The organism is Phycisphaerae bacterium (genome assembly GCA_028714855.1).
In the GTDB taxonomy this organism is placed as follows: domain Bacteria; phylum Planctomycetota; class Phycisphaerae; order Sedimentisphaerales; family Anaerobacaceae; genus CAIYOL01.
Map to the genome: position 1 here is coordinate 80,158 of JAQTLP010000004.1, position 13,012 is coordinate 93,169.

Below are 13,012 nucleotides of genomic sequence, written 5' to 3' on the forward strand. Positions count from 1 at the left end.
GTTGGTATCATCGTAGTAGCTGATGTGCGGGTGGCCGTCTGAATCCAGGGCAATGGATGTATACCCGCCCACATCCCCTGTGCTGTCGACGGTGTTGATGTCCCAGGCCGCAAGAGCCGGACCTGCCGACAAAAAAAGCATTATACAAGTTTGAAAAAGAAATTGCCTCTTCATCTTTCGCCCTCCCCAAAAATTGTTACTATTTTTATCGCACATAATGTGCGCTGATTGCTCTTTATGGGGATTGCACACAATAGACATGATAGCTCTCTCATACCCTTTTTCTCCTTCTCTCTCTTAGCTTTTGCCCGCAGGCAAAGACAATTTTGATTATACGCTTTACAGCCGGACAGTCAAGGAAAAAACAGGCGAAACGGTGCCTTATAAGTGTAGCCACAGGTGAAACCTGGGGCTAAATATTTTTGAGATTGTTAGCTCTGTTTCGACGTAGGCGGACAAGTATTGACAATAGTGCCTGCGGGAGTTAAGGTATTACCACTATGAAAATTTCGCTGAATTGGTTAAATGATTATATCGAAACGGGCTTATCGGCTGAGAAAATCGTCCAGGTTTTAAGTGATATCGGCCTGCCTTGCGAAGGCGTCGAATCCCTGGGTGACGATACCGTAATCGATATTGAGGTAACCAGCAATCGCGGCGATTGTTTAAGCTATATTGGTATTGCCCGCGAACTGGCCGTTGCAACAGGCAAACAATTAAAAACCCCCGATGTTAAATTAAACGAATCAGCCAAAGATGTTACCAAACTTGCCTCTGTTGAGATTGAACAGCCGGGATTGTGCGCCCGATATACCGCCCGGATTATCAAGGGCGTAAAAGTCGGGCCATCGCCTGACTGGCTCAAAAGCAGGTTAAAAGCGGTCGGCCTGCGGAGTGTTAATAATGTGGTTGACGCGACGAATTATGCGCTGATGGAGACAGGCCAGCCGCCGCACGCCTTCGACTACGAAAAAATAAGCGGAGGCAAAATAATAGTAAGATGCGCCCGCGCCGGCGAGGAGCTTGTCAGCATCGACGGCACTAAATGCAAATTGACAGCCGATATGCTGATTATCGCTGACACGAAAGGCCCTGTGGCTATAGCAGGCGTTATGGGCGGGGCAGATACCGAAGTAAACGAGAAAACCACGACAGTCCTCTTAGAGGACGCGTATTTCGACCCTGTAAGTATCCGTAAGACTTCCCGCCAGCTCGCGCTGCCTTCGGAGGCATCTTATCGTTTCGAGAGGACTGTTGATATCGAAATGGTGGACTGGGCCTCGAAACGCACCGCTCAATTGATTACGCAGGTCGCAGGCGGGAAGGTCGCCAAAGGCGTAGTCGATATTTATCCGAAGAAGCCGGCCAAAAAAGAGATAACGCTGCGACTATCGCGGTTGAACAAGGTGCTCGGTATCGAAATCCCGCAGGCGGAGACGCTGGAAATTCTGTCGGGATTGAGTTTCCAGCCGAAGCAGAAGGGCGATTCGATAACTTGTGCCGTTCCTTCGTGGCGCAGCGATATTTATCGTGAGATTGACCTGATAGAGGAAATCGCCCGCCTGTACGGCTATAACAGGATACCAACTGAACAGAAAATCCGGATTAAGGTCGTCCCCGTCGATTCACGTCAGAAGCTGGCTGAAGCCGTGGGAACATATCTTAACGGCAGCGGCTTTTACGAGACGATTACCGTTTCTTTCATCGATAATTCGATTGCGGAGCTATTCGCTGCTGAGGGTTCCGGCGAGCATTTGAGCGTAAAAGACATAACCAGGAAAAGCGATAACCTGCTTCGCCAGACGCTATTGCCTTCTTTGCTTACCGTTATCAAGACAAACCTCAATGTTAAAAATACTCCATGCAGGATATTCGAGGTAGCCGATACTTTCGTGCCTCGTCCCCAGCAGAGTAAAGAGAATGTCTTGCCGATTGAAAAAGCCAAGCTGACTATTGCCTGCGATGGTGATTTTTCTCTCCTGCGGGGTGTGGTCGAGGGATTGATAAAGAATGTCAACAGGGATGCGGCAGTGGTTTTCGAGGCCGCCGATTTGCTTTGGGCACAGACCGGAGCGAGAATCCTGGTGAACTCGGAGCTTATCGGCACAGCGGGGATTATTTCTCAGGCAGTCAAAGATAAATTCGATTTCAAAGACGTAACGCCCGCGGCCGCGGAGCTGGATTTTGAAATGCTTTCTGTTTTACAGGCCGGCCCACTCAAGGTGGAACCTATCCCGAAATTCCCGGCGATAGAGCGCGACCTTTCGATTGTTATCGATGAGCAGGTCCGCTGGACAGACATTGCCGGGGCGGTGAATAAGAAAGCATCCGACGAACTGGAAGACGTTAAGTTTGTCGGTATATACCGCGGCAAAGGCATTCCCGCCGGCCAGAAAAGTCTCACCCTTACGCTTCGCTTCAGAGACAGCGACGGCACATTGACCCACGAGATGGTTGACCGCTTCCAGGCAGATATTCTGAACAGTCTCACCGAATCCACCGGCGCACAACTGCGAACCATCTAAATTTGCGTTCATAATTTATCTGTGCTGCTGCACTTAAGGAGGCGGGTAAATTTTCTAAATTTTGCTGCAGAAGAAGCGGTCGAAAATCCGAAAGTTTAGGTAAAGGCGAAGCTAAAGATTTTAATTTGCCGCTTTGATTTGCCGATATTCTTATTGATTTTTGTTTTGAAATTTGGTATAAGAAATATAGCAGGCTGACCCCTGCGGTGTGCGTATAGAAAATACGATTTTGAAAAAACCGATACCTATTATTCAGGGAAATCGGGCCTTGATGGGTCGGAAACGCCTACTCGATAGGACTTCTGAACACAAGCAACGATTACCCACTTGGAAATAATGGGTTTTCTTCAAAAGTTTTCTTACGGCACCGGCGGAGGAAAGCCTTGCATTTAGAAAGGCCTGTTTGTTGCAGGCCTTTTTTATTGCCCATTTTTAGCTGCTAAAGTTGGAAATATCGGACTAACAGCGCCCTCCGGAGTATCGTTTCCTTGTGTTTTTGGCCTTAAGCTGAGTGCTGTATTTGTCGATTAAAAAGTAGCGCAAAATATAACTATATAGGTAATAAAAGTGTAAATAAAAGCGTAACGTATGACATTATAAGCCGTTGTGCACCTGTGCTCTTTTTGTTGGAGAGGTAAAAATGCCAAAAGTTTGTAGTTTTACGGTCTTACCCGCATTGCCGGATGCTTTGAAAGCCCTTGAGGGTATTGCCCGGAATTTATTTTGGTGCTGGAACACCGACTTTATAGAGCTGTTTAAGCGCATTGACGGTGACTTATGGGCAGCTTCCGGCCGTAATCCGGTCAAACTTCTCGCAAGTCTCCCGCAGCGTCGCATAAATGAATTGGCCCAAAATCAGGCGTTTTTGTCTGAAATGCGGCGGGTTGAGGAAAAGCTGAAATCATATCTTGATGGGCCGACGTGGTTCGAAAAAAATTATTCAAGATCCGCCAAACCCGTTATCGCATACTTTTGTGCCGAGTTTGGAATTCATGAATGTTTGCCTTTTTATTCGGGCGGTTTGGGGCTTCTGGCAGGTGACCATTTAAAAAGCGCCTCTGACCTTGGTATTCCATTGGTCGGCGTCGGTCTTCTCTATCAAAAAGGTTATTTCCGCCAGTATTTGGACGTCGAGGGCTGGCAGCAGGAAACGTATAGTGAAAGCGATTTCTACAGTATGCCGATCGAGCTGGTTAGGGACAGCAGCGGCCAGCCGTTGACTATCAGCGTGGAATTCCCGGACAGGGCTGTGCACGCCCAGATTTGGTCTGTTTCCGTAGGCAGGGTTAAATTGTATCTGTTGGATACCAACATACAGGCTAATTCGTCCACAGACCGTATGATTACATCCAGTTTATATGGCGGCGACGTTGAAATGCGCATTCGCCAGGAGATTGTTTTGGGCATCGGCGGCTCAAGGGCCCTGGCGGCGATGGATATTAAGCCGGCCATCTGCCATATGAATGAGGGACACGCTGCTTTTATGGTGCTCGAACGAATCCGGCATCTGCGAAGCGAAACGAATATGACTTTTGCCGAGGCTGTTGAAGCCACCAAGGCCGGCAATGTTTTTACGATACATACGCTTGTAAAAGCCGGTCTCGATGAATTTTCAGTCGAGCTCATCGATAAGTATTTTGCTAACTTCTTCCCGGCTCTTGGGATAAGCAGAGAGCAGTTTCTGTCGCTGGGCAGAATCCTTCCTGACGATGCCGGCGAGTCATTTAAAATGCCGATTTTGGCATTACGCCTCAGCAGTTTCGTAAACGGCGTAAGTAAATTGCATGGGCAGGTATCGCGCGAGGTATGGTCGAGTCTTTGGCCGGCGGTTCCTGTTAGTGAGGTCCCCATAATCTCGATTACAAACGGCGTACATACTAAAAGCTGGCTGTCGGATGAAATGAGTTCTTTGTACGGAAGGTATCTTGGGCCGAATTGGACTGATGAAATCGTCAATAACACGGTTTGGGACGGCATCGACCAAATTCCCGAAGAGGAATTCTGGCGGGTACATCAGCAGTGCAAAGGCCAGCTGATTGCTTTTACGCGTAACTGTCTTAAGGCCCAGGTAAAACGCAGAGGTACTTACCATTCTGAATTGAACTGGGCTGAGGAGGTCCTCGATGTTGAGGCGCTGACGATTGGTTTTGCCAGAAGGTTTGTAAACTATAAAAGAGGCAATCTTCTGCTTAGAGACCCAGAGCGCTTCGTAAGGCTGCTTAATAACCCCGATAGACCTGTTCAGATTATTTTTGCAGGCAAAGCTCACCCGAGAGATACCGGAGGCAAAGAGATAGTACGTCAAATTATTAACTTTGCGTCAAAGTATGATGTCCAGCGACGCATCGTCTTTCTTGAGGATTATGATATTAATGTAGCCAGGATGTTAGTCCGCGGCGTGGATGTGTGGCTTAATAACCCTCGAAGACCTATGGAAGCCTGTGGAACAAGCGGTATGAAGGCGGCAATAAACGGTGCTTTGAATATGAGCACCCTGGATGGATGGTGGTGTGAAGGTTACAGGCCTGACGGGGGCTGGGCTATCGGTGCAGAGCAAACTTACAGCAACTCGGATTATCAGGATGAGGTCGAAGCTCGGGCAGTCTATGACCTTCTCGAAAACGAGGTTATTCCTTTATTTTACACCCGCTCGGCGGATGACCTGCCGCGGGCTTGGATAAGCAGGGTTAAAAACTCAGTCAAATGGATAGCGCCGCGCTTCAACACTCACAGGATGGTTGCTGAGTACACACAAAGGTTTTATAACCCGGCTGCGGCTAAATGGCGTTATTTGACTGCGGAAGCTATGGCAAGAGCCAAGGTGCTTTCTACGTGGAAATCCAATATGAAGAAAGCCTGGCCTGAATTTGCCATTAAAGATGTGCAGATACAGGTTTATAATAATGGTGATGGCGGCAAACAGTTGGATATCAGGCAGCCGCAGCTCAAAGTCGGTTCGAAATTGTCTATCAGCGCACTGGTTAAGCTGCCTAAGGTTAGCCCGGATGATGTTTCAGTTGAGCTTTATCATGGGCCGGTAGATTCACATGGAAGTATTAGAAACGGCTCAATTGTGAGAATGGCTTACAAAGAAACTACAGACCGGGACAGTGAGCATTGGTTTGTCGGCTCGATGTCTTGTGGAGAAACAGGCCAGCATGGAGTGGCCGTGAGAGTTTTGCCCAGACACGCTGACCTTGTTAACCCATATGAGCTGGGCTTGGTTCTCTGGGAAACAACGGACGACACAAACGTTAAATAAAAACTCCTCCCCGGCAGACGGAAACGATACGCGGTTTCACTCCTCTTCTTTATTGCGCATAAGCTCATAAACTTCCTCGGGCGAGGTTGCTTTTTCGAGCTTTTGTTTGAGTTCTTCATTAAGCATCAGTTTGCTTATTTTAGCCAGTGCCTGAATGTGCGGGCCGGTCTGGTTGGCTGGTGAGGCCAGCAGGATAATGATTGTTACTGGTTTTTCGTCGATGCTTTCAAAATCAATCGGCTCACTTGCTACTCCGACTGCCATAACCAGCTCTTTGACGGCGTCGCACTTGCCGTGCGGCACGGCGATTCTCGAACCGATTCCGGTGCTGCGGGTTTGCTCACGTGCCAGAACCGCTTTTAAAACCGTTTCTCTGTCTAACAGTAATCTGTTGGCATCGAGCAAATCCACCAATTCTGTTATTGCGGATTGCTTGTCTTTGCTTCCCAGCGGAACTTTGATACAATTCGGTTGCAGAATTTCTTTTAAGGTCATTTCAATCGTTAAGACGGCTTACGCCATTGCTAAAAAGTATACTGTACTGCTTCTAATTTACATAAACCTTCTATTATATGTAATTATCGGTTCAATTGCAACAACTTTGCAAAAAATTTGTAGCCTGTGCCCTCCGAAAACCTGCTTTCTGTACGTTGTTTTCCCCTTTACTTACCTGTTGTAATGGGCTAAAATGGCGTTTCGTTTAATTCACAGGCTATCAACTGCGGATACAGGCGATTTGGAGATTTGGTTATGGAAAAGATAAAACTCTACGATACCACCCTTCGCGACGGCATGCAGGCCGAGGGCGTCAGCTTCTCACTCGAGGACAAGCTCTCAATCGCCGCCTGCCTCGACGAGCTTGGCCTTGATTATATTGAAGGAGGTTTCGCCGCTTCCAATCCCAAGGAAATGCAGTTCTTTACCGAAGTGGCCAAGCTCGGTCTGAAGAATTCTAAAATTGTGGCCTTCGGCAGCACCCGCAGGGCTGATGCGAAAGTTGAGGCTGACGTGTCACTTGCAGCCATTCTCGCCTGCAAAACCAAAGTGGCTACCATTGTCGGTAAGGCCTGGGACATGCAGGTAAAAGCAGTTCTGGGCTGTTCGCTCGATGAGAATTTACAGCTCTGCGTCGACTCCGTTGAATACCTTAAAAAGCACGGCATTGAGGTGATTTTCGATGCCGAACACTTATTCAACGGATACAAGGAAAATAGCGAATATGCGATGAAGGTTCTGGCTGCCGCTGCCGAGGCCGGCGCCGATGTGCTGGTGCTTTGCGATACTAACGGCGGCTGCCTGCCGGACCAGATTTACGAAATTACAAAGGCCGTATGTGAAAAATTCCCGTCGCTCTCAATCGGCATCCATACCCATAATGACAGCGATTGCGCCACCGCCAATACTTTGGCCGCTGTTCGTGCAGGCGCTCGACACGTTCAGGGCACTATCAACGGCTTGGGAGAACGCTGCGGAAACGCAAATCTCTGCACCGTCATTCCCAACCTTGCTTTCAAAATGGGGTTCGATTGTCTGGCTCCCGAAAAAATCAAGACCCTCACCGAGGTTTCGCGATTCGTTTTCGAGCTCGGCAACCTCAACCCGGTAACGAATATGCCCTATGTAGGCGAAAGCGCCTTCGCGCACAAGGCAGGCCTCCACGTTGACGCTTTGCTGAAAGACAAGCGCACTTATGAGCACGTTGACCCTTCCGTCGTTGGCAATGAACGCCGTTTCCTCATCTCCGAGTTAAGCGGCAAATCCAACGTTCTCGCTGAGCTTGAAAAAGCAAAAATCACGCAGGATAAGAAACTGGCAAAAGAAATTCTCACCCGCGTTCAGGAGCTTGAGAACGAAGGCTATCAGTTCGAAACTGCGAATGCCTCCTTTGACCTGCTCATAAAGAAGATACTCGGCACATATAAACCCTCTTTCGAGCTTGTGAAATATTACGTAACTACGGAAAGGCGCACCTCCGGCGAAATGATTAATGAGGCCACGGTCAAACTTAAAGTCGGCGATAAAGTCCAGCATGTTGTCGGCGAAGGCGACGGTCCCGTCAACGCCCTCGATGCCGCTCTGCGTAAAGCGCTCGAAAACCCCTATCCTGTCATCAGGGACATCCGCTTAATTGATTATAAAGTGCGTGTGGTCAACGCTAAAGCCGGCACCGCCGCTCGTGTCCGCGTAATAATCGAATCACGCGACAAAACCTCGACATGGGGCACGGTCGGCGTATCCGAAAACGTCATCGAGGCTTCCTGGCAGGCCCTTTCCGACTCCATCGAATACAAACTGCAGAAAGATGCGAAGTGACCCTTGTCACTTTTCCTCTTATCTTTATGCTTGACTTCTCGTTCCGCTTCTGTATGATTGACCCCCTGTTTCACAGTGTTTTTTAGGAGATAACGCAATGGCAGATAAAAGAGCAGACCTCGCCGGCCCAGGCATCGGTGACTATAATGAGCTGGAAAAAATCCTCCCGCAGGATTACAGCTCGCTGCTGTCCCCCAAGGAAACCCAGATTGCCATTTATGCCGCCAAGGATTACATCGAGCAAAATCTCTGTAAAGAGCTTAATCTTATTCGTGTTACCGTTCCCCTGATTGTCGATGTCGAAAGCGGCGTCAATGACCTCCTTGATCGCGACGGCTCTCGAACTCCCATCGAGTTTCCCTGCGGACTCGGTCTCGATAAGCCTATACGAGCCCAAATCGTTCAGGCCGCCACCAAATGGAAACGTATGGCGCTGAAGCAATTCGGTATGAAAATCGGCGAAGGCCTCGTCACCGATATGAGAGCCATTAGAAAAGATTACTTCCTCGACCACGACCACAGCGCCTACGTTGACCAGTGGGACTGGGAGCTTGCTGTAACAGCCGAGCAGAGAAACCTGGAGTTCTTAAAGCAGGTTGTTGAGAAAATCTGGAAAGTCCTCAAAGGCGCCGAAACCTGCGTCCAGGAACTTTTCCCCAAGCTAAAGACCGATAAATACCCCGATATGCCTGAAAAATTAACGTTTATCCACGCTGAGGAGATACTCGAAAGATACCCAGACCTGCCGCGAAAACAGCGCGAGACAGAAATTGTCAAAGAGCTGGGCGCAATTTTTATCATCGGCATCGGCTGGGTACTTAATGACGGCTACCCGCACGAAATGAGGGCCGCTGACTACGACGACTGGGCAACCGATACTAAATCTCAAACCGGAAAAGATACCCACGGTTTGAATGGTGACATACTCGTCTGGAACCCTATAACAAAACGCCGGCACGAATTGACAAGTATGGGTATCCGCGTTAACGCCGATTCCCTCAAACAGCAGCTAAAGCTCTCTGGCCTGGAAGATTTATTAAAGTTCCCATACCACCAGGCCATCGTAAATAACCAAATTCCCCTCAGCATCGGCGGCGGCATAGGACAATCCCGGACGTTTATGCTCCTGTTGAAAAAAGCTCACATCGGCGAAGTCTCCGCGACCGTATGGCCGAAAGTTCTCAAGGATATTTCCGAAAAGAAAAATATCCATGTTATAGAATAACCGCTGTTTCTGATTCGGCCTCACTCTTGACTGGCTGAAAGCGCTACTGTCGTTATAGAATTCGCAGGCAGTTTCAACGGCTCACCTTTTTTGAAGCTGCCGATTTTAACGCAGTTTTCCTTTTCACTCGAACGATATACGTCTCCCTTGGAAACAGCCGAACCCTTCAAAGAAAAGTTAAGGGTGATATCAGTGCTCGGCGTGGTATTGAGCAGGACCGCTGTTAGTTTTTTGTTGTCCGGGCTGATATACGCTGAAATTCTCAGGCCGGGATTATCGGTCGAGGCTTCAACTCGCTGCCAGCCGGAATCTGTGAAAGCCGAATATTGCTTGAAAGCATAGTAAGCGGGTCTGACGCTGTAGGAATTCGAGTCATTGAGGCCGACCAATCCGTCGTTCGGGTCCCAGAACAAATCCCAGTACAAATACGAAGCTACGTTCTCCACTGTCAGGCTGTTATGTAATAAAACCGCTGTATTCATTGCGCCAGTCCACGTTTTCGGTTGGTCCTCGAATTCCGTCTGGAACACGGGCTTGTCACCATACTGTGCAATAAACTTCTTGAACCTGGTCATTTTTGGAATATATCTGTCGGGGTTTTCGGCACAGCCGCTGCAATCGTAGAGATGGTGCGCGTAGCCATAAATGCGGGATGTGTCTAATTTACTTATATAGCTTTCGATGTGAGAAAAGCCCATCGTTTCGGGGTCGAGCATTTTGGGCATGGCCGGTCCCATTTCAGCCTTCAGTTTTTGCCAGACTGCTTCGAGGGCGGCGTCATAGCCGGCCGTGTTTGGTTCTTCTGTGGGGGCGAGTTTGCACGATTCGTATGGAGCTTCCCAGTCAGGCTCATTCTGCATAGTTATATAGTCCGCTTTGACTCCTGCTTTTGCATACGCGGCCAGGCTGTCTGCCCACCATTGCGCGAATTCGCCATATACGAATTTGCCGTCTTTTTTGGCGAGTGTCCCGCCGATTAAGTTTGCGTCGCTTTTCAGCCGTGCCGGCGGCGTCCACGATGAAATCATAATCTTCAGGTTCCCGCCGAGAGCGGCTTTGCCTTTATTGGCTATTTCAACCGTATAATCGAAGTCGGCTTGGTTCATATCGTAAGTATTTCTGATGCGGAATATATCAAGGCCGAGCTCCTTGAAGAGAAGGTTGTATAATTCAGCTTTTTGTTTATGCTGAACAAGTTCCATCATCCGGAATGCGCCGGATGCCCCCAGACCTTCGATTTTTTGATGCCGTTTATCTGCGTCAATTTCACTTGTTGCGGTAGGTTTGACGGCGGCGGATTTGGCGATTGGTTCCGGGCCATATACGTTCACGTCATCAACGTAAAAATTAACGCCCGGCGCAGCGCCGTCGAAATACACGTCCAGCACCGTCAGTCCGCCGTTAACATCTAATTTGAAGTCACCTGTTAGCAGCGTCCAGTTGCTGTCCGTGACAGCGGTTGCGGTGGCTAAAGTATGATACTTGGTGCCGCTGTCGTCCTGTTGCTCGACCGATAGCAGTACCTTGTCGCTCGGAGCGTTATCGAGTCTTACCCACCCTGATATCTTGTAAGTTTTTCCATCTGTCATTGTGTCGAATACAGATTGCCTTACTCCCTGCCAGGCCGCGACTCTGCCGGTTGCCTTGACGCTGCCCGAACCGCTGTGCACCGGTGCGCTGACCGCCTCGATTGGACAGCCTCTGCCGGCCCAGCCTTCCGTCCCTTTTTCGAAGTCTGGGTTGACCAGGATGTTGGTATCGGCGTAACATGTTAATGACAGACACAATAATAAAAACAAACCTTTGTAAGACATCTGACTGCTCCTTAATCTTAAAATCTTACTTGTTTATTTTCCGGAAAGTACCAGAGTCGTTATCGACTTTGCAGGCAGTTTTAATGGCTCGCCTGCCTTGTAGCTGCCGAGGTTAACGCATTTTTCTGTCTCGCTCGAGCGGTAAACTTCACCTTCAGAAGCGGAAAAGCCCTTCGAAGAAAGGTTAAGGGTAATATCCGTATTGCCTGCGGTATTTATTATGACCGCGGTTAGTTTTTTATTGTCCGGGCTTATATATGCTGAAATTCTCAGCCCAGGATTGTCGGTCGTTGCCTCCACTCGCTGCCAGTCCGAATCTGTAAAAGCCGAATATTGCTTGAAAGCATAATAGACCGGCTTGATAGTGTAGTAGGATAGGTCCATCGGGTTAAAACTCACCATCCCGCTGCTGGGGCCCCAGAACAAATTCCAGTACACATATGCCGTTGCGTTCTCGACTGTCAGAGAATTATGAATCAAAATCACCATACTCATTGCGCCGGCCCATGTGTTCGGTTCGTTCTCGAACTCTGTCTGCATCAGCGGCTTGCTGCCGTATTTTGATTTGAGTCTTTCCATTTCAGGAATATACCTGTCAGGATTTTCGGCGCAGCCGCTGCAGCCGTAGAGATGATGTGCATAACCGTCAACGTGAGATGAGTTTTTCAATTTGTCTATATAATCAATGGTGGTATTCAAACTATACGTTTCCGGTGCGAGCATCTTCGGAATTTCCAGCTCCGGGTCTGCATTAAATTTCTGCCAGACCGCTTCGAAGGCGGCATCATAACCTGCCACGTTTGAATCCTCAGCGGGATTGAATCTGCACGAATTCCATGGGGCTTCGTAGTCCGGCTCATTCTGGATATTCAGATAGTCTATTTTCACTCCTGCTTTTGAATAAGCGGCTAAGCTGTCAGCCCACCACTGGGCGAATTCTGCATACGCATATTTGCCGTTGATTTTGGCAAGCGTTCCGCGGGCTGTATTTCCGTTGCTTTTCAATCTCGCCGGCGGCGACCACGACGAAATCATAATCTTGAGATTTCCATCGAGGGCAGCTTTACCGCCTTTGGCTATTTCCACCATCTCATTGAAAGCGGCCTGGTTGATATCGTAAGTGTTACTTATGCGGAATATGTCCATGCCCAGTTCCTTGAACAGCAGATTATACAGTTCAGCTTTTTTCTGGTGGTTTACGAATTCCATCGTGAAATGGACCCCGCCGGCCCCGAAACCTTCGATTTTTTGATGACGTGTCCCCACATCAATCTGAGCCGTTGCATTTGGTTCGATAGTAATTTTCTCAAGGGCAGCTCCTTCGGGGCCGTATGCGTTTGCGTCGTCAACGTAAAAGTTAATATTCGGGTCAGGACCTTCGAAGTAAACGTCCAGCACCGATAATGTATCGCTCACCTCTAATGTAAAATCACCCGAAAGCAGCGCCCAGTTGCTGTCGGTTGCGGTAACAGTAGCTACGTTATGGTAACTGGTTCCCTTGCCGTCCTGCTGCTCAACCGATAAGGCGACACGTCCGCTCGCGGCGTTATCGAGTCTTACCCATCCGGATATCTTGTAAGTCTTGCCATTGGCCATTTTTTCGAACACGGATTGTTTCACACCCTGCCAGTTCGCGTCTCTCTTCGAAGCTTTCGCGCTGCCCGAACCGCTGTGTACAGGTGATTTGACCGCCTCAATTGCGCAGTTTCGCCCCGCCCAGCCGTCCGTCCCGCTTTCAAAATCGGGATTGACCAGTATGTTGGTGTCGCCGTAAACTGACGCCGATGACAAAAACAGCAGTAAAAATAAAGACTTACAAAAACAATTGGAAAACATCTTGCAGCTCCTTAATCCAGAGTTAATTTAAAATTCC

7 protein-coding genes and 1 other RNA gene are annotated in these 13,012 nt (G+C 48.8%); 5 read left to right on the forward strand and 3 right to left on the reverse strand.

Translation table 11 applies throughout. The features are described from left to right. Positions 1-500: 500 nt before the first annotated feature. From pheT to glgP, 3 genes are all read left to right on the forward strand, one after another. Positions 501-2,525 (forward strand): phenylalanine--tRNA ligase subunit beta, encoded by a 2,025-nt coding sequence (gene pheT / locus PHG53_04300; GenBank protein MDD5380847.1) that lies wholly within the window; start codon positions 501-503, stop codon positions 2,523-2,525. A gap of 195 nt (positions 2,526-2,720) precedes the next feature. Continuing rightward, a non-coding RNA gene (ssrS, locus tag PHG53_04305) (6S RNA) lies at positions 2,721-2,906 on the forward strand. A 259-nt stretch (positions 2,907-3,165) separates the two neighbouring features. Then, positions 3,166-5,787, forward strand: a complete 2,622-nt coding sequence (glgP, locus tag PHG53_04310; protein ID MDD5380848.1) for an alpha-glucan family phosphorylase — start codon at positions 3,166-3,168, stop codon at positions 5,785-5,787. Positions 5,788-5,823: 36 nt separating this feature from the next. Here the strand turns inward: glgP and PHG53_04315 are convergent, their stop codons facing one another. Then, the gene (locus tag PHG53_04315; protein ID MDD5380849.1) at positions 5,824-6,282 is read right to left on the reverse strand and encodes a PTS sugar transporter subunit IIA; all 459 of its coding nucleotides are present in this window, start codon (positions 6,280-6,282) and stop codon (positions 5,824-5,826) included. 255 nt (positions 6,283-6,537) lie between these two features. Between PHG53_04315 and cimA the strand changes: the two genes are divergently transcribed. Beyond that, positions 6,538-8,100, forward strand: coding sequence for a citramalate synthase (gene cimA, locus PHG53_04320; GenBank protein MDD5380850.1), 1,563 nt, complete (start codon positions 6,538-6,540; stop codon positions 8,098-8,100). Between the two features lie 97 nt (positions 8,101-8,197). After that, positions 8,198-9,325 (forward strand): aspartate--ammonia ligase, encoded by a 1,128-nt coding sequence (asnA, locus tag PHG53_04325; GenBank protein ID MDD5380851.1) that lies wholly within the window; start codon positions 8,198-8,200, stop codon positions 9,323-9,325. A 20-nt stretch (positions 9,326-9,345) separates the two neighbouring features. Here the strand turns inward: asnA and PHG53_04330 are convergent, their stop codons facing one another. Continuing rightward, the gene (locus PHG53_04330; GenBank protein MDD5380852.1) at positions 9,346-11,139 is read right to left on the reverse strand and encodes a carbohydrate binding domain-containing protein; all 1,794 of its coding nucleotides are present in this window, start codon (positions 11,137-11,139) and stop codon (positions 9,346-9,348) included. Positions 11,140-11,172: 33 nt separating this feature from the next. Beyond that, positions 11,173-12,975 (reverse strand): carbohydrate binding domain-containing protein, encoded by a 1,803-nt coding sequence (locus PHG53_04335; GenBank protein MDD5380853.1) that lies wholly within the window; start codon positions 12,973-12,975, stop codon positions 11,173-11,175. Positions 12,976-13,012 lie beyond the last annotated feature (37 nt).